Genomic DNA, 17,483 nt, shown 5'->3' on the forward strand with positions numbered 1-17,483 from the left:
AATAAGAAAGGACTTCATGAAACGTCTGCTGCTAACTGCGGTTCTCACCGTATTGATGATCGCCGAAGTTCACGCCGAGTCCTTCACTATCTCCGATATCCGCGTCAACGGCCTTCAGCGCGTATCCGCGGGTAGCGTCTTTGGTGCCTTGCCGTTGAACGTCGGCGAGCAGGCGGACGACCGTCGCCTGGTGGAATCCACTCGTGCGCTGTTCAAAACCGGTTTCTTTCAAGACATCCAGCTGGGCCGCGATGGCAACGTCCTGGTCATTACGGTAGTCGAGCGGCCGTCGGTTGCCAGTATCGAGATCGAAGGCAACAAGGCGATCTCTACCGAAGACCTGATGAAGGGCCTGAAGCAATCTGGCCTGGCCGAAGGCGAGATCTTCCAGCGCGCGACCCTCGAAGGCGTGCGTAACGAACTGCAGCGTCAATATGTTGCCCAGGGTCGTTACTCGGCCTCCGTTGAAACCGAAGTGGTGCCGCAACCACGCAACCGCGTTGGCCTGAAGGTCAAGATCAACGAAGGCACGGTCGCCGCCATCCAGCACATCAACGTGGTGGGCAATACGGTTTTCCCTGATGAAGACCTGATCGGCCTGTTCGAACTCAAGACCACCAACTGGCTGTCGTTCTTCAAGAACGACGACAAGTACGCCCGTGAAAAACTCTCCGGTGACCTGGAGCGTCTGCGCTCCTACTACCTCGATCGTGGCTATATCAACATGGATATCGCTTCGACCCAGGTGTCCATCACCCCGGACAAGAAGCACGTCTATATCACTGTCAACGTCAACGAAGGCGAGAAGTACAGCGTTCGTGACGTGAAGCTCAGCGGCGACCTGAAAGTCCCCGAGGACCAGGTCAAGGCGCTGTTGCTGGTGGAGAAGGGGCAAGTCTTCTCGCGCAAGCTGATGACCACCACTTCCGAACTGATCACTCGTCGTCTCGGTAACGAGGGTTACACCTTCGCCAACGTCAACGGCGTGCCTCAGCCCCATGATGAAGATCACACCGTGGACATCACCTTCGTGGTGGACCCGGGCAAGCGTGCCTACGTCAATCGCATCAACTTCCGTGGCAACACCAAGTCCGAGGACGAAGTGCTGCGTCGCGAAATGCGTCAGATGGAAGGTGGCTGGGCTTCGACCTACCTGATCGACCAGTCCAAGACTCGCCTGGAGCGCCTGGGCTTCTTCAAGGAGGTCAACGTCGAGACTCCGGCTGTTCCGGGTGTCGATGACCAGGTTGACGTGAACTACGCAGTTGAAGAACAAGCCTCCGGTTCGATCACCGCCAGCGTCGGTTTCGCCCAGAGTGCCGGTCTGATCCTCGGTGGTTCGATCACTCAGAACAACTTCCTGGGTACTGGTAACAAGGTCAGCATTGGCCTGACCCGCAGCGAATACCAGAGCCGCTACAACTTCGGCTATGTCGACCCCTACTGGACCGCCGACGGCGTGAGCCTGGGTTACAACGCGTTCTATCGCACCACCGACTACAAGAACCTCAATGTCAACGTCGCCAGCTATGCGGTGGACAGCCTGGGTGCCGGTGTCAGCGTGGGCTACCCGATCAGCGAGACTTCGCGCCTGACCTTCGGCCTGACCGCGCAGCAGGACAAGATCAAGACCGGCCAGTACACCGTCGACGAAATCTTCGACTTCGTGAACAAGCAAGGTAAAAATTACCTGAACTTCAAGGCGTCTGCCGGCTGGTCCGAGTCGACCCTGAACAAGGGCGTGCTGGCCACCCGTGGCCATTCGCAAAGCCTGGTGCTGGAAACCACTACTCCAGGTAGCGACCTGTCTTTCTTCAAACTCGACTACCGCGGCCAGCTGTTCACGCCGCTGAGCGAGAACTACACCATGCGCTTCCACAGCGAGCTGGGTTATGGCGATGGTTTTGGTGACACCAAGGGCCTGCCGTTCTACGAGAACTACTATGCCGGTGGCTTCAACTCGGTTCGTGGCTTCAAGGACAGCACCCTCGGCCCGCGCAGTACCCCGAGCCGTGGTGTGGGCGTGACCGGCAACGCCGGTACGGTCCGGGACCCGGATCAGGACCCGCTGCCATTCGGCGGTAACGTGTTGATCCAGGGCGGTGCCGAGCTGATGTTCCCGCTGCCGTTCGTCAAGGACCAGCGTTCCCTGCGTACTTCCCTGTTCTGGGATGTGGGTAACGTCTTCAACTCCACTTGCGAGTCCACGTCCAACACCATTGCGGCGTCGAACGTGAAGAAGCAGTGCAACGATATCAGCCTGAGCAACCTGGCCAGTTCGGTAGGTGTCGGCGTGACGTGGGTAACCGCTCTGGGGCCATTGAGCTTTGCCCTGGCGATGCCAGTGAAGAAACCGGATAACGCTGAAACCCAGGTGTTCCAATTCTCTCTCGGTCAGACTTTCTAAGCGTCCGACCCAAGACAACGACAATGGATTTTGTAGGAGTGCATCGTGCGTAAGTTGACTCAATTGGTTCTCCTGGCCTCCGTTCTGGTCGCGAGCCCGGCGTTTGCCGAAATGAAAATCGCCGTTCTGAACTATCAGATGGCACTGCTGGAGTCCGATGCGGCGAAGAAGTACGCAGTGGACGCCGAGAAAAAGTTCGGTCCGCAACTGACCAAGCTGAAAACCCTGGAAAGCAGCGCCAAGGGTATCCAGGATCGCCTGGTGGCTGGTGGCGACAAGATGCAGCAGGGCGAGCGTGAACGTCTGGAACTCGAGTTCAAGCAAAAGGCCCGTGACTTCCAGTTCCAGTCCAAGGAACTGAACGAAGCCAAGGCTGTTGCTGACCGCGAGATGCTCAAGCAACTGAAGCCAAAGCTGGACAGCGCAGTTGAAGAAGTCATCAAGAAAGGCGGTTTCGACCTGGTCTTCGAGCGTGGCGCAGTGATCGATGTCAAACCTCAGTACGACATCACTCGCCAAGTTATCGAGCGCATGAATCAGCTGAAGTAAGCCATGACCGCGATTATAAAACTCGGCCAGTTGGCCGAGTTCCTCGGCGCCACCTTGTGTGGCGACGCGGAGAAGGAAATCACTGGGCTAGCCACCTTGCAGGAGGCTGGCCCAGCTCAGTTGAGCTTTTTGGCAAACCCGCAATATCGCAAGTACCTGGTGGACTGCCAGGCCGGTGCGGTGTTGCTAAAAGCCGCTGATGCCGAGGCCTATGCCGGCGACGCATTGGTGGTGGCCGATCCTTACCTGTCCTACGCCCGAATTTCCCATCTGTTCGACCCCAAGCCCAAGGCACCGGCCGGCATTCACCCGTCCGCGGTCATTGCTGCTGATGCTCAGGTGGATCCAGCGGCCAGCATCGGCCCGTTCGCAGTGATCGAGAGTGGTGCTCGCATCGGTGCCGGTGTGACCATCGGCGCTCATTGCTTTATCGGTGCCCGCTGCGAGATCGGCGAGGGCGGCTGGCTGGCTCCCAGGGTCACCCTGTACCACGACGTACGCATCGGTAAACGAGTGGTCATCCAGTCGGGCGCGGTGCTGGGGGGCGAAGGCTTCGGCTTCGCCAACGAAAAAGGCATCTGGCAGAAGATTGCGCAGATTGGCGGCGTGACCATCGGTGATGATGTCGAGATCGGCGTCAACACCGCGATTGATCGCGGCGCCCTGGCCGACACCGTGATTGGCAATGGGGTGAAACTCGATAACCAGATTCAGATCGCCCACAACGTTCAGGTCGGTGATCACACCGCCATGGCCGCTTGTGTGGGGATTTCCGGCAGCACCAAGATCGGCAAGCACTGTATGCTCGCCGGCGGTGTGGGGCTGGTCGGGCATATCGATATTTGTGACAACGTATTCCTCACTGGAATGACCATGGTGACTCACTCGATTACCGAGCCGGGTGCCTACTCTTCCGGTACGGCCATGCAACCTGCTGCCGAGTGGCGCAAGAGCGCGGCACGCATCCGTCAGCTTGATGATCTTGCGCGACGCCTGCGTCAGTTGGAAAAGCGCGTTGGGGGCGTGACCCCTGATGGCAATGCTTCATCAGATGGCTGATACCATTTCCATATCAAGTGTGCATAGCCGCTAGACGGCCTCCTTGATTTGCTAGAGGGGCGTGCGTTAGTCGCGCGCTCCCACTCTTTACTACAGGCTTCCCCCCGAAATGATGGACATCAACGAGATTCGCGAATACCTGCCTCACCGTTACCCTTTCCTGTTGGTGGATCGGGTAGTGGACCTGGATGTTGAGGGCAAGTGCATTCGTGCCTACAAGAATGTCAGCATCAACGAACCGTTCTTCAATGGTCATTTTCCTGCGCATCCGATCATGCCGGGCGTGCTGATCATCGAAGCCATGGCTCAGGCTGCGGGCATTCTCGGTTTCAAGATGCTCGACGTGAAGCCAGCCGATGGCACCCTGTATTACTTCGTCGGCTCCGACAAGCTGCGCTTCCGCCAGCCTGTGCTGCCGGGCGACCAGCTGATTCTTGAAGCCAAGTTCATCAGTTGCAAGCGCCAGATCTGGAAGTTCGAGTGCCAGGCCTCGGTCGACGGCAAGCCGGTGTGCTCTGCCGAGATCATCTGTGCGGAACGCAAACTATGAGTTTGATTGACCCTCGCGCAATCATCGATCCGACGGCCATCCTGGCCGACGACGTTGAGGTTGGCCCGTGGTCGATCATCGGCGCTGGTGTGGAAATCGGCGAGGGTACAGTGATCGGGCCCCATGTCATTCTCAAGGGCCCCACCCGGATCGGTAAGCACAACCGCATCTACCAGTTCTCTTCGGTAGGTGAGGACACCCCTGATCTGAAATACAAAGGCGAGGAAACCCGCCTGGTCATCGGTGACCACAATGTGATCCGCGAAGGCGTGACCATTCACCGTGGCACCATCCAGGACCGTTCCGAAACCACCCTGGGCGATCACAACCTGATCATGGCCTACGCCCACATCGGTCACGACAGCGTCATTGGCAACCACTGCATCCTGGTCAACAACACAGCGCTGGCCGGCCATGTGCATGTCGACGACTGGGCGATTCTTTCCGGTTTTACCCTGGTGCATCAGTACTGCCATATCGGCGCCCACAGCTTCTCCGGCATGGGCACCGCCATTGGCAAGGATGTACCGGCGTTCGTCACGGTGTTCGGCAACCCAGCCGAAGCCCGCAGCATGAACTTCGAAGGCATGCGCCGTCGCGGCTTCAGCGAGGACGCGATCCACGCACTGCGGCGCGCCTACAAGGTGGTTTACCGCCAGGGTCTGACCGTGGATCAAGCCTTGGCCGAACTGGCCGAAGCGGCGGTGGAGTTCCCGGAAGTCGCGGTGTTTCGTGACTCGATCCAGTCTTCGACTCGCGGCATCACCCGTTAATCATGAGCACTCTGCGTATTGCGCTGGTGGCTGGCGAAGCCTCCGGCGACATTCTCGGCGCCGGTCTGATGCGAGCCCTCAAGGCCCAGCACCCGGCTGTGGAATTCATCGGTGTCGGCGGTCCGCTGATGCAGGCCGAAGGTCTGATCTCGTACTTCCCCATGGAACGCCTGGCGGTCATGGGCTTGGTCGAGGTGCTCGGGCGCCTGCGTGAGCTGCTGGCTCGGCGCAAGAAGCTCATCCAGACCCTGATTGCCGAGAAACCGGATGTATTCATCGGCATCGATGCTCCGGATTTCACCCTGAATATTGAACTCAAGCTGCGTCAGGCTGGAATCAAGACCGTGCACTACGTCAGCCCCTCGGTCTGGGCCTGGCGGCAGAAGCGCGTGCTGAAGATCCGCGAAGGCTGCGACCTGATGCTCACGCTGTTCCCCTTCGAGGCCCGCTTTTACGAAGAAAAAGGCGTACCGGTGAAGTTCGTCGGCCACTCCCTGGCCGATGCCATTCCGCTGCAGGCGGACCGGGCTGCGGCGCGTGCCGAATTGGCTCTGCCGGACGGGCCTTTGGTGGCCCTGATGCCCGGCAGTCGTGGCGGTGAAGTGGGGCGCCTGGGGGCGTTGTTCCTGGATGCCGCGCAGCGCTTGCGTGTTCTGCGTCCAGGTGTGCGCTTCATCATGCCGTGCGCCAGCCCGGAGCGTCGGGTCCAGCTCGAAGAGCTGCTGGCCAGCCGTGACCTGCCACTGACCTTGCTCGATGGCCAGTCCCACAAGGCCCTGGCTGCCTGCGACGCGGTGCTGATCGCCTCCGGCACCGCGACCCTCGAAGCCTTGCTCTACAAGCGTCCGATGGTGGTGGCCTACCGCCTGGCGCCGCTGACCTCCTGGATTCTCAAGCGCATGGTCAAGAGTCCGTACATTTCCTTGCCCAATCTGCTGGCCCAGCGCTTGCTGGTGCCTGAGCTGCTGCAGGATGACGCCACCGCCGAAGCCCTGGCGCAAACCTTGTCGCCGCTGATCGAAGGTGGCGAAGAGCAGACCCGCGGTTTTGACGAGATCCACCGAACCTTGCGCCGTGATGCATCCAACCAGGCCGCGCAAGCGGTACTTGAGCTGATCGGCAAAACACAATGAGTAACGCGAAGATGCAGATGGGCCTGGACTTCACCCTGGTGGCGGATGCCGAGGATCTGGTAGCCGGTGTCGATGAAGTCGGCCGTGGTCCCTTGTGTGGAGCCGTTGTCACGGCGGCGGTGATTCTTGATCCGAAACGGCCGATTCTTGGCCTCAATGATTCGAAGAAGCTCACCGAGGCCCGTCGCGAGAAGCTGTTCGACGAAATCTGCGAAAAAGCCTTGAGCTGGTGCATTGCCCGGGCTGAAGTCGAGGAAATCGACGAGCTGAATATCCTCCACGCCACCATGCTGGCCATGCAGCGGGCGGTGGAGGGACTGAGCGTGACCCCGAAGCTGGCGATGATCGATGGCAACCGCTGCCCCAAGCTGGCGATGCCGGCTGAAGCGGTGGTCAAGGGCGATAGCAAGGTTCCGGCGATTGCCGCGGCATCGATCCTGGCCAAGGTCAGCCGTGACCGCGAAATGGCGGCCTTCGAGCTGATTTACCCGGGTTATGGCATCGGCGGTCACAAGGGCTACCCGACTCCGGTGCACCTGGAAGCCCTGGCCCGCCTGGGGCCAACGCCGATTCACCGGCGCTCCTTCGCCCCGGTGCGACTGGCCTATGAGGCCTTTGCGGCGCGGGGCGAGATTCCGTCCTGAGGCTGATGTTTTAGTCGAGGCCCGGTACAATCCGGGCCTCGTTGTTTTCGCGCTTATTACAGGATCACTATGCCGGCTTCATTCGTTCACCTGCGCCTGCACACTGAGTACTCCCTGGTCGACGGCCTGGTGCGGATCAAACCGCTGGTCAAAGCCCTGACCGGCATGGGCATGCCTGCGGTAGCGGTTACCGACCAGAACAACATGTGTTCTCTGGTCAAGTTCTACAAGGCCAGCATGGGCGCCGGGATCAAGCCGATCTGTGGCGCCGACCTGTGGCTGTCGAACAAGGACCCGGACAACGCCCTGAGCCGCATCAGCCTGCTGGTAATGAACGCCGTGGGCTATCGCAACCTGACCGAGCTGATTTCCCGGGGCTTTATCGATGGCCAGCGCAACGGCCAGATCATCATCGAGCGCGAATGGGTCGCGGAGGCCGCAGAAGGCCTGATCATGCTCTCGGCGGCCAAGGAGGGAGAGATCGGCATGGCGCTGATCGCCGGTGATCTGGACGTCGCCGAGACCCTGGCCCGGGAATGGATGGCGGTGTTCCCGGACCGTTTCTACCTTGAGGTGCAGCGCACCAACCGGCCCAATGACGAAGAGCAACTGCACGGCGCCGTGGCCCTGGCCGACAAGCTCGGCGCACCGCTGGTGGCCACCAACGATGTGCGCTTCATCAAGCAGGAAGACTTCGAGGCCCACGAAACTCGGGTTTGCATCGGCGAAGGCCGGGCCCTGGACGACCCGCGTCGCTCGAAGAACTACAGCGACCAGCAGTACCTGAAAAGCGCCGAGGAAATGGCCGAGCTGTTCAGCGACCTGCCCGAGGCCCTGGAAAACACCGTCGAGATTGCCAAGCGCTGCAATATCGAGGTCAAGCTGGGCAAGCACTTCCTGCCCGACTACCCGATTCCCGATGGCATGACCATCGATGAGTATTTCCGCAAGGTTTCCTTCGACGGTTTGGAAGAGCGCCTTAGCGTGCTGCTGCCCAAGGACACCACCGAGGACTACGAGGCCAAGCGCCAGGTCTATGTCGACCGCCTGAATTTCGAGCTGGATATCATCATCCAGATGGGTTTCCCCGGTTACTTCCTGATCGTTATGGACTTTATCCAGTGGGCCAAGAACAACGGCGTGCCGGTAGGTCCCGGCCGGGGGTCGGGTGCCGGTTCCCTGGTGGCCTACGTGCAGAAGATCACCGACCTCGACCCGTTGGAATACGACCTGCTGTTCGAACGTTTCCTTAACCCGGAACGGGTATCCATGCCCGACTTCGACGTCGACTTCTGCATGGACGGCCGTGATCGGGTGATCGACTACGTGGCCGAGAAATACGGCCGCAACGCGGTGAGCCAGATCATCACCTTCGGTTCCATGGCGGCCAAGGCGGTAGTGCGCGACGTGGCACGGGTCCAGGGCAAGTCCTATGGTCTGGCCGACCGTCTGTCGAAGATGATCCCTTTCGAAGTCGGCATGACCCTGGAAAAAGCCTACGAGCAGGAGGAGATCCTGCGGGACTTCATCAAGGTCGATGAAGAGGCGGCGGAAATCTGGGAGATGGCGCGCAAGCTTGAAGGTGTGGTGCGTAACGTCGGCAAGCACGCCGGTGGCGTGGTGATCGCGCCGACCAAGCTCACTGACTTCTCGCCTATTTATTGCGATGAAGAAGGTGGCGGCCTGGTCACCCAGTTCGACAAGGACGACGTCGAGGCGGCCGGTCTGGTGAAGTTCGACTTCCTCGGCCTGCGGACCCTGACCATCATCGATTGGGCGCTGAAAACCATCAACCGCGACCGCGCCAAGGTGGGCGAGGAACCACTGGATATCGCCTTTATCCCGCTGGACGACAAGCCGACCTACAGCCTGTTGCAGAAAGCTGAAACCACCGCGGTGTTCCAGCTGGAATCCCGGGGCATGAAAGAGCTGATCAAGAAGCTCAAGCCCGACTGCCTGGAAGACCTGATCGCACTGGTGGCCCTGTTCCGTCCGGGGCCGCTGCAATCGGGCATGGTGGATGACTTCATCAACCGCAAGCACGGTCGCGCCGAACTGGCCTACCCGCACCCCGACTATCAGTACGATGGCCTGCGCCCGGTGCTGGCACCGACCTACGGCATCATCCTGTATCAGGAACAGGTGATGCAGATCGCCCAGGTCATGGCCGGTTATACCCTCGGCGGAGCGGACATGCTGCGTCGGGCCATGGGTAAGAAGAAGCCCGAGGAAATGGCCAAGCAGCGTGGCGGTTTCATTGAGGGTTGCGCCAGCAACAACATCGACGCCGATCTCGCGGGCAACATCTTCGACCTGGTGGAAAAGTTCGCCGGTTACGGTTTCAACAAATCCCACTCCGCCGCCTACGGCCTGGTGTCCTACCAGACTGCCTGGCTCAAGGCGCACTACCCGGCGCCCTTCATGGCGGCGGTACTGTCCGCGGATATGCACAACACCGACAAGGTCGTGACCTTGATCGAGGAAGTGCGGACCATGAAGCTGCGCCTGGATGCGCCGGATGTGAACACCTCCGAGTTCAAGTTCACGGTGAATGACGAAGGCCGCATCGTCTATGGCCTTGGCGCGATCAAAGGGGTGGGCGAGGGGCCGGTGGAGGCTATCACCGAAGCCCGGGTCGAGGGGCCGTTCAAGGACCTGTTCGACTTCTGTGCCCGGGTCGATCTCAAGCGCATCAACAAGCGGACCCTGGATGGTCTGATTCGCAGTGGCGCCCTGGACCGCCTTGGCCCGCACTTCTTCGATGAGCCCAAGGCTTATCAGGCCAACATCGATCAGAACCGTGCCGTGCTGCTGGCGGCCATGGAAGAGGCGATCAAGGCGGCAGAACAGACCGCCCGGACCCACGACAGTGGCCACGCCGACCTATTCGGCGGGGTGTTTGTCGAGGAAGACGCGGACGTCTATGCCAACCACCGCAAGGCCAAGGAACTGACCCTTAAGGAGCGCCTGAAGGGCGAGAAAGATACCCTTGGGCTGTACCTGACCGGGCACCCGATCGATGAGTATGAAGGCGAGATTCGTCGTTTCGCCCGTCAGCGCATCATCGATCTGAAGCCGGCCCGGGATACCCAGACGGTGGCGGGCATGATCATTGCCCTGCGGGTGATGAAGAACAAGAAGGGCGACAAGATGGGCTTCATCACCCTCGACGACCGCTCAGGAAGGATCGAGGCTTCGTTGTTTGCCGACGCTTTCCATTCGGCGCAGTCGCTGTTGCAGACCGATGCCATGGTGGTGGTGGAAGGCGAGGTGAGTAACGACGACTTCTCCGGCGGCCTGCGCTTGCGGGTCAAGCGGGTGATGAGCATGGAAGACGCGCGCACCAACCTGGCGGAAAGCCTGCGCCTGAAAGTCCATACCGATGCCCTCAAGGGCGATCAGCTACGCTGGCTGGGCGAATTGTTCAAGCGCCACCGCGGCGCGTGCCCGATCACCATGGAGTACAGCCGTAATGACGCCAAGGCCTTGCTGCAGTTTGGCGAGAACTGGCGGATCGACCCGGCGGACAGCTTGATTCAAGCCCTGCGTGACCAGTTCGGGCGAGACAACGTCTTCCTCCAATACCGTTGACGGTAAGGTGCCATCATTGCGCCTTGTCGCCACTTGAATTTTTAATCTCGACCTCAACGCGCCCGTCCCTTAAGGTAGGGCGCGAATAGACAACCGGCCGGCCCAAGCCCCCTTGGACGTCGAGCCCAGACGGACGCCTATGAACCCGAATTTTCTTGATTTCGAACAGCCGATCGCCGACCTGCAAGCCAAGATCGAAGAGTTGCGCTTGGTCGGTAATGACAATTCGCTGAATATCGGCGATGAGATCTCCCGCCTGCAGGACAAGAGCAACACCCTGACCGAGGACATCTTCGGCAAGCTCACCAGCTGGCAGATCGCACGTCTGGCACGGCACCCGCGTCGTCCATACACCCTGGACTACATCCAGCACATCTTCACCGAGTTCGACGAACTGCATGGTGATCGCCATTTCTCCGACGACGCGGCGATTGTCGGCGGGGTTGCCCGCCTGGACGAGCAGCCGGTGATGATCATCGGTCATCAGAAAGGCCGCGAAGTACGCGAGAAAGTGCGTCGCAACTTCGGCATGCCGCGTCCGGAAGGCTACCGCAAGGCCTGCCGCCTGATGGAAATGGCCGAACGCTTCAAGATGCCGATCCTGACCTTCATCGACACCCCGGGCGCCTATCCGGGCATCGACGCTGAAGAGCGCAACCAGAGCGAGGCCATTGCCTGGAACCTGCGGGTCATGGCGCGCCTGAAGACCCCGATTATCGCTACCGTGATCGGTGAAGGTGGTTCCGGCGGCGCATTGGCCATTGGCGTCTGCGACCAGTTGAACATGCTGCAATATTCCACTTATGCGGTGATCTCGCCGGAAGGCTGCGCCTCGATCCTGTGGAAAACCTCGGAAAAGGCTGCCGATGCTGCCGAGGCCATGGGCATCACCGCCGAGCGCCTGAAAGGCTTGGGCATTGTCGACAAGGTCATCAGCGAACCGCTGGGCGGCGCCCATCGTGATCCGGCAGCGGCTGCCGCTTCGATCCGCGCCGAGCTCAGCTCGCAACTGGCAATGCTCAAGGAAATGGATAACGACACCTTGCTGGCTCGTCGTTATGACCGCCTGATGAGCTACGGCCTCTGATCGAGCGCCGCCTCCCCGAGCAGGGGAATGCTGGTTCGTGACCCAGGCGCCGCCATCGATTCGATGGCGGCGTTGTTGCTTGTTGCGGGCAAGCTCTTCTCCACCTGGCCGCTCCTACAGGTCTTGAACGCGTCATGAACTCTCTCTCCGCGAAGCTGCTGCACAGCCTGGCACCCTGGCGCGATTCCAGGACTTGGCGAGTGGCGTTCTCCGGTGGCCTTGACTCCACCGTCCTGCTGCATCTCCTTGCCGATCTGGCGCAACAGCATCGTCTTCCGCCTATTGCGGCCGTGCATGTTCATCACGGCATACAGGCGGTGGCCGAGGCCTGGCCAAAGCACTGCCAGGCGGTCTGTGATGCACTGGGCCTGCCGCTGCAGGTGATTGATGTGCAGGTGCCCAGTGGGGCCAGCCTTGAGCAGGCCGCTCGCGAGGCGCGTTACGGTGCTTTCGCGCGGCTGACGGCGAGCAATGAGCTGCTGCTGACGGCGCAGCATCGAGATGACCAGGCGGAAACCCTGCTGTTCCGGCTGTTGCGTGGTGCCGGGGTCAGGGGGTTGTCGGCGATGCCGTCAGTTCGACCGCTGGGTGGAGGGCAACTGCTGCGGCCGCTGCTTGATGTGCCGCGTGCCGAGCTGGAGCGCTACGCCAGGGAGCATCGACTGAGCTGGGTCGAGGACCCTTCCAATGCCGACCATCAATACTCGCGCAACTACCTGCGCCATCAGGTCATGCCTGCGTTGACTGCACGCTGGCCCCAGGCAGCGCTGAGCATGAGCCGCAGCGCTGCGCACTTGAGCGAAGCCCAGGGCCTGCTCGATGAACTGGCGATCATGGATCTGGAGGCAGCTCGGACCTTGAGCGACTTTCCCTGGCTGGGCCTGCCTTCACTGGCACTTGAGCCTTTGCAGGGATTGTCTGCGGCGCGCCAGCGCAACGCCTTGAGTCATTGGTTGAGCCGCTTCGGCCGCTTGCCGGATGCCGACCATTGGCGCGGCTGGGACAACTTGCGAGATGCCGCGGTCGCAGGTCGGCCGATATGGCGTTTGGCCGATGGCGAGTTGCATCGTGCAGCGGGGCGCATCTGGTGGCTGTCCGGCGCCTGGCTGCAAGCGGTCGACGGACGGTTGCCGTGGTCCTGCCCGCAAAGCCCCTTGCAACTGCCAGGTAATGGCCAGGTGGCTCTCCTCGGGACGCCACCGACGGGATCGCTGCATGTCCGCTATCGCCAGGGCGGCGAAGTCGTGCAACTGGCCGGGCGCGGTCATCGAGACTTGAAGCGCCTGCTCAATGAAAGCGGGTTGCCGGGCTTCGTCCGTGGCAGATTGCCGCTGCTGTATCAGGATGAGCGGTTGCTGGCAGTGGCAAACCTGCCAGCGCTCGCGGCAAATCCCCGGGCCGGCTGGCAATTGCAGTGGCAGCCACCGAACAGCGATCAAGGTTTGAGCTGAAAGGGGCTTTCCGGTAGACTACGCTCCCTTCTTGATACAACTTCTGTGGATTCGCCTGAATTGCAGGAGTTGCCGATTACCAAGCAGTCTTTGCTGGGCGATTCCAAAAAATGTGTAGCGAGCAACCTACCGGTGTTTTTGCATCCGGTCTGTCACCACGCGGCGGTTTTTTTGAAAGGTGCACTGTGATTAATGCAGGTGATCGGGGGCTTCGGCCTTCCTTCGCTTTCCCCGGCGGCACTGACCGCTTTAACGCAGACTTCTAGGGTTTTTCATGACGCGCTACATATTCGTCACGGGCGGTGTTGTTTCTTCATTGGGGAAAGGCATTGCCTCGGCTTCATTGGCGGCCATCCTGGAGGCGCGGGGGCTTAAGGTCACCATGCTCAAGCTGGACCCGTACATCAACGTCGACCCGGGCACCATGAGCCCGTTCCAGCACGGTGAAGTGTTCGTCACCCACGACGGCGCCGAGACTGACCTGGACCTGGGCCACTACGAGCGGTTCATCCGCACGACCATGACCCAGAACAACAACTTCACCACTGGCCGTGTCTACGAGCACGTACTGCGCAAGGAGCGCCGTGGTGATTACCTGGGCGCCACCATCCAGGTGATTCCGCACATCACCGACGAGATCAAGCGTCGCATCATCAAGGGTGCCGGCGATGCCGACGTGGCCCTGGTGGAAATCGGCGGTACCGTGGGCGACATCGAGTCGCAACCGTTCCTCGAAGCCATCCGCCAGCTGCGGGTCGAAGTCGGCTCCAAGCGCGCGATGCTGATGCACCTGACCCTGGTTCCGTACATCGCCACTGCCGGCGAAACCAAGACCAAGCCGACCCAGCACTCGGTGAAGGAGCTGCGCTCCATCGGCCTGCAGCCTGACGTGCTGATCTGCCGCTCCGACCATCCGGTGGATGTGTCCTCGCGCCGCAAGATCGCCTTGTTCACCAACGTTGAAGAACGTGCGGTGATCTCCCTGGAAGACGTCGACACCATCTACAAGATCCCGGCCGTGCTGCACGCCCAGGGCCTGGATGATTTCGTCGTCGAGCGTTTTGGCCTGCAATGCAACGGCGCCGACCTGTCCGAGTGGGAAAAGGTGGTGGACGCCAAGCTCAACCCTGAGCACGAAGTCACCATTGCCATGGTCGGCAAGTACATGGAGCTGCTGGACGCCTACAAGTCGCTGATCGAAGCGATGAGTCACGCCGGCATCACCAACCGCACCAAGGTCAACCTGCGCTACATCGATTCCGAAGACATCGAGAACCAGGGTACCGCGCTGCTGGAAGGCGTCGACGCGATCCTGGTTCCAGGTGGTTTCGGCCTGCGTGGTGTGGAAGGCAAGATCACCGCGGTGCAATACGCTCGCGAGAACAAGGTGCCATACCTGGGTATCTGCCTGGGCATGCAAGTGGCGGTCATCGAGTTCGCCCGTAATGTCATGGGCTGGAAAGATGCCAACTCCACCGAGTTCGATCGCAGCAGCGGTCATCCGGTCGTCGGTCTGATCACCGAGTGGGAAGACGCCACCGGCGCCGTCGAAGTGCGTAACGAAGCGTCCGACCTGGGCGGCACCATGCGCCTGGGCGCTCAGGAATGCCTGCTGGAATCGGGCTCCAAGGTGCACGACTGCTACGCCAAGGACGTGATCATCGAGCGTCACCGTCATCGCTATGAAGTGAACAACAAGCTGCTGCCACAGCTGATCGAGGCCGGCCTGAAGATCTCCGGTCGCTCGGGCGACGGCGCGCTGGTCGAAGTGGTCGAGGCTGCGGATCATCCATGGTTCGTCGCTTGCCAGTTCCACCCCGAGTTCACCTCGACGCCACGTGACGGTCACCCACTGTTCAGCGGTTTCGTCAAAGCTGCATTGGCTCAACACCAGAAGAAGGCTTGAACCTGATGGCGCAGAAGATCATCCGCGTAGGCAACATCGAGATCGCCAACGACAAGCCGATGGTGCTGTTCGGCGGTATGAACGTGCTGGAAAGCCGCGACATGGCGATGCAGGTCTGTGAAGAGTACGTGCGGGTGACCGAGAAGCTCGGGATCCCCTACGTGTTCAAGGCCAGCTTCGACAAGGCCAACCGTTCGTCGGTGACCTCCTACCGTGGCCCAGGCCTGGAAGAGGGCATGCGGATTTTCCAAGACGTGAAGCAGGCCTTTGGCGTGCCGATCATCACCGACGTCCACGAGCCGGCCCAGGCCGCCGTGGTCGCCGAAGTCTGCGACATCATCCAGTTGCCGGCGTTTCTCTCGCGGCAGACCGACCTGGTGGTGGCCATGGCCAAGACCGGCGCGGTGATCAACATCAAGAAGGCCCAGTTCCTCGCGCCCCAGGAAATGAAACACATCCTGAGCAAGTGTGAAGAGGCGGGCAACGATCAGTTGATCCTCTGCGAGCGCGGTTCGAGCTTCGGTTACAACAACCTGGTGGTGGACATGCTCGGCTTCGGCATCATGAAGCAGTTCGAATACCCGGTGTTCTTCGACGTGACCCACGCCCTGCAGATGCCGGGTGGTCGCGCCGATTCCGCTGGCGGTCGTCGGGCCCAGGTCACCGACCTGGCCAAGGCCGGCATGAGCCAGTCCCTGGCCGGCCTGTTCCTTGAGGCTCACCCGGATCCGGACAACGCCAAGTGCGACGGTCCTTGCGCTCTGCGTCTGGACAAGCTTGAGCCGTTCCTGGCTCAGCTCAAGGCCCTGGACGAACTGGTCAAGAGTTTCCCCACGGTAGAAACCGCGTAAAAACGGCGACTTCCTCAGTAGGAGCCGGCTGACTGGCACCGCGTTTTCGCGGGCCTGTTCGCCGGCAAGCCGGCTCCTACGAACCAGCAATTTGACCCACAAGTTATAAATCGAGCGGTACTCAGCGTTTTCGTCAACTTTGGAGTGTTCACAACAATGGCAAAAATCGTCGACATCAAAGGTCGTGAAGTTCTCGACTCCCGTGGCAACCCCACTGTCGAAGCGGACGTGCTTCTCGACAACGGCATCATCGGCAGTGCTTGCGCGCCGTCCGGTGCCTCCACCGGCTCGCGCGAAGCGCTGGAGCTGCGTGATGGCGACAAGAGCCGTTACCTGGGCAAGGGCGTGCTCAAGGCGGTAGCCAACATCAACGGTCCGATCCGCGATCTGTTGCTGGGTAAAGACCCGATCGACCAGAAAGCGCTGGATCAGGCGATGATTGCCCTGGACGGCACCGAGAACAAAGCTTCCCTGGGCGCCAACGCCATCCTCGCCGTGTCCCTGGCTGCGGCCAAGGCTGCTGCTCAGGACCAGGACCTGCCGCTGTACGCTCACATCGCCAACCTCAACGGCACTCCTGGCGTCTACTCGATGCCAGTACCGATGATGAACATCATCAACGGTGGCGAGCATGCCGATAACAACGTCGACATCCAGGAATTCATGGTGCAGCCAGTCGGCGCCAAGTCTTTCTCGGAAGGTCTGCGCATGGGCACCGAGATTTTCCATCACCTCAAAGCCGTGCTGAAGGCCCGTGGCCTGAACACTGCGGTGGGTGACGAAGGTGGTTTCGCGCCGAACCTGGCTTCCAACGAAGACGCGCTGAAAGTCATCTCCGAAGCCGTGGCCAACGCCGGTTACACCCTGGGCACCGACGTGACCCTGGCTCTGGACTGCGCCGCCAGCGAATTCTATGAAGACGGCAAGTACAACCTGTCTGGCGAAGGCCAGGTGTTCACCGCCGAAGGCTTCGCCGAGTACCTGAAAGGTCTGACTCAGCGCTACCCGATCATCTCCATCGAAGACGGCCTGGACGAGTCCGACTGGGCGGGCTGGAAGATCCTCACTGACAAGATCGGCGACAAGGTGCAACTGGTCGGCGACGACCTGTTCGTGACCAACACCAAGATCCTGAAGGAAGGCATCGACAAGAAGATCGCCAACTCGATCCTGATCAAGTTCAACCAGATCGGCACCCTGACCGAAACCCTGGAAGCCATCCAGATGGCCAAGGCGGCCGGTTACACCGCGGTGATCTCGCACCGTTCCGGCGAAACCGAAGATTCGACCATCGCCGACCTGGCCGTGGGCACCTCGGCTGGCCAGATCAAGACCGGCTCCCTGTGCCGTTCCGACCGCGTATCCAAGTACAACCAATTGCTGCGTATCGAAGAGCAATTGAACGGCAAGGCCAAGTACAACGGTCGCGGCGAGTTTCGCGGCTAAGCAGTAGATGGTAAAAAGACACCGGATTGTGTCGGG

At 60.6% G+C, this 17,483-nt stretch carries 13 protein-coding genes; all 13 read left to right on the forward strand.

Translation table 11 applies throughout. From position 1 onward, the window contains the following. The first annotated feature begins 16 nt into the window (after positions 1-16). Entirely contained in the window at positions 17-2,407 is a 2,391-nt protein-coding gene (bamA, locus tag BLV47_RS29470; RefSeq protein ID WP_092320035.1) for an outer membrane protein assembly factor BamA, read from the forward strand. A 45-nt stretch (positions 2,408-2,452) separates the two neighbouring features. Further along, positions 2,453-2,956 (forward strand): OmpH/Skp family outer membrane protein, encoded by a 504-nt coding sequence (locus BLV47_RS29475; RefSeq protein WP_016964695.1) that lies wholly within the window; start codon positions 2,453-2,455, stop codon positions 2,954-2,956. 3 nt (positions 2,957-2,959) lie between these two features. Then, a complete protein-coding gene (lpxD, locus tag BLV47_RS29480; protein ID WP_092320037.1) occupies positions 2,960-4,015 on the forward strand; it encodes a UDP-3-O-(3-hydroxymyristoyl)glucosamine N-acyltransferase in 1,056 nt (351 codons plus the stop codon). 109 nt (positions 4,016-4,124) lie between these two features. Next, positions 4,125-4,565, forward strand: a complete 441-nt coding sequence (fabZ, locus tag BLV47_RS29485; protein ID WP_007924058.1) for a 3-hydroxyacyl-ACP dehydratase FabZ — start codon at positions 4,125-4,127, stop codon at positions 4,563-4,565. After that, positions 4,562-5,338 (forward strand): acyl-ACP--UDP-N-acetylglucosamine O-acyltransferase, encoded by a 777-nt coding sequence (gene lpxA, locus BLV47_RS29490; RefSeq protein ID WP_092320039.1) that lies wholly within the window; start codon positions 4,562-4,564, stop codon positions 5,336-5,338. The genes fabZ and lpxA overlap by 4 nt, the downstream gene beginning before the upstream one ends. Before the next feature lie 2 nt (positions 5,339-5,340). Continuing rightward, a complete protein-coding gene (gene lpxB, locus BLV47_RS29495) occupies positions 5,341-6,471 on the forward strand; it encodes a lipid-A-disaccharide synthase (RefSeq protein WP_092320041.1) in 1,131 nt (376 codons plus the stop codon). A gap of 11 nt (positions 6,472-6,482) precedes the next feature. Beyond that, positions 6,483-7,115, forward strand: coding sequence for a ribonuclease HII (rnhB, locus tag BLV47_RS29500; RefSeq protein WP_092320043.1), 633 nt, complete (start codon positions 6,483-6,485; stop codon positions 7,113-7,115). Positions 7,116-7,184: 69 nt separating this feature from the next. Continuing rightward, a complete protein-coding gene (dnaE, locus tag BLV47_RS29505; RefSeq protein ID WP_092320045.1) occupies positions 7,185-10,706 on the forward strand; it encodes a DNA polymerase III subunit alpha in 3,522 nt (1,173 codons plus the stop codon). 139 nt (positions 10,707-10,845) lie between these two features. Then, positions 10,846-11,793 (forward strand): acetyl-CoA carboxylase carboxyltransferase subunit alpha, encoded by a 948-nt coding sequence (locus tag BLV47_RS29510; RefSeq protein WP_016964689.1) that lies wholly within the window; start codon positions 10,846-10,848, stop codon positions 11,791-11,793. A gap of 134 nt (positions 11,794-11,927) precedes the next feature. Beyond that, positions 11,928-13,244 carry a tRNA lysidine(34) synthetase TilS gene (tilS, locus tag BLV47_RS29515; RefSeq protein ID WP_092320047.1) on the forward strand — a complete coding sequence of 439 codons (1,317 nt, stop codon included), beginning with the start codon at positions 11,928-11,930 and terminating at the stop codon, positions 13,242-13,244. A 274-nt stretch (positions 13,245-13,518) separates the two neighbouring features. Next, positions 13,519-15,150 (forward strand): CTP synthase, encoded by a 1,632-nt coding sequence (locus tag BLV47_RS29520; RefSeq protein ID WP_092320049.1) that lies wholly within the window; start codon positions 13,519-13,521, stop codon positions 15,148-15,150. A 5-nt stretch (positions 15,151-15,155) separates the two neighbouring features. Continuing rightward, positions 15,156-16,001 (forward strand): 3-deoxy-8-phosphooctulonate synthase, encoded by an 846-nt coding sequence (gene kdsA / locus BLV47_RS29525; protein ID WP_092320588.1) that lies wholly within the window; start codon positions 15,156-15,158, stop codon positions 15,999-16,001. A gap of 156 nt (positions 16,002-16,157) precedes the next feature. Then, positions 16,158-17,447, forward strand: a complete 1,290-nt coding sequence (eno, locus tag BLV47_RS29530) for a phosphopyruvate hydratase (RefSeq protein ID WP_047302057.1) — start codon at positions 16,158-16,160, stop codon at positions 17,445-17,447. The last annotated feature ends 36 nt before the right edge of the window (positions 17,448-17,483 follow it).

It is taken from the genome of Pseudomonas saponiphila, from assembly GCF_900105185.1.
Lineage (GTDB): Bacteria > Pseudomonadota > Gammaproteobacteria > Pseudomonadales > Pseudomonadaceae > Aquipseudomonas > Aquipseudomonas saponiphila.

What these genes read in the sequence shown, in the direction of transcription:
- bamA (WP_092320035.1), top strand. Translation starts at nt 17, where the DNA reads ATGAAACGTCTGCTGCTAACTGCGGTTCTCACCGTATTGATGATCGCC.
- lpxB (WP_092320041.1), top strand. Translation starts at nt 5,341, where the DNA reads ATGAGCACTCTGCGTATTGCGCTGGTGGCTGGCGAAGCCTCCGGCGAC.
- BLV47_RS29510 (WP_016964689.1), top strand. Translation starts at nt 10,846, where the DNA reads ATGAACCCGAATTTTCTTGATTTCGAACAGCCGATCGCCGACCTGCAA.
- lpxD (WP_092320037.1), top strand. Translation starts at nt 2,960, where the DNA reads ATGACCGCGATTATAAAACTCGGCCAGTTGGCCGAGTTCCTCGGCGCC.
- lpxA (WP_092320039.1), top strand. Translation starts at nt 4,562, where the DNA reads ATGAGTTTGATTGACCCTCGCGCAATCATCGATCCGACGGCCATCCTG.
- eno (WP_047302057.1), top strand. Translation starts at nt 16,158, where the DNA reads ATGGCAAAAATCGTCGACATCAAAGGTCGTGAAGTTCTCGACTCCCGT.
- rnhB (WP_092320043.1), top strand. Translation starts at nt 6,483, where the DNA reads ATGCAGATGGGCCTGGACTTCACCCTGGTGGCGGATGCCGAGGATCTG.
- BLV47_RS29520 (WP_092320049.1), top strand. Translation starts at nt 13,519, where the DNA reads ATGACGCGCTACATATTCGTCACGGGCGGTGTTGTTTCTTCATTGGGG.
- fabZ (WP_007924058.1), top strand. Translation starts at nt 4,125, where the DNA reads ATGATGGACATCAACGAGATTCGCGAATACCTGCCTCACCGTTACCCT.
- tilS (WP_092320047.1), top strand. Translation starts at nt 11,928, where the DNA reads ATGAACTCTCTCTCCGCGAAGCTGCTGCACAGCCTGGCACCCTGGCGC.
- dnaE (WP_092320045.1), top strand. Translation starts at nt 7,185, where the DNA reads ATGCCGGCTTCATTCGTTCACCTGCGCCTGCACACTGAGTACTCCCTG.
- kdsA (WP_092320588.1), top strand. Translation starts at nt 15,156, where the DNA reads ATGGCGCAGAAGATCATCCGCGTAGGCAACATCGAGATCGCCAACGAC.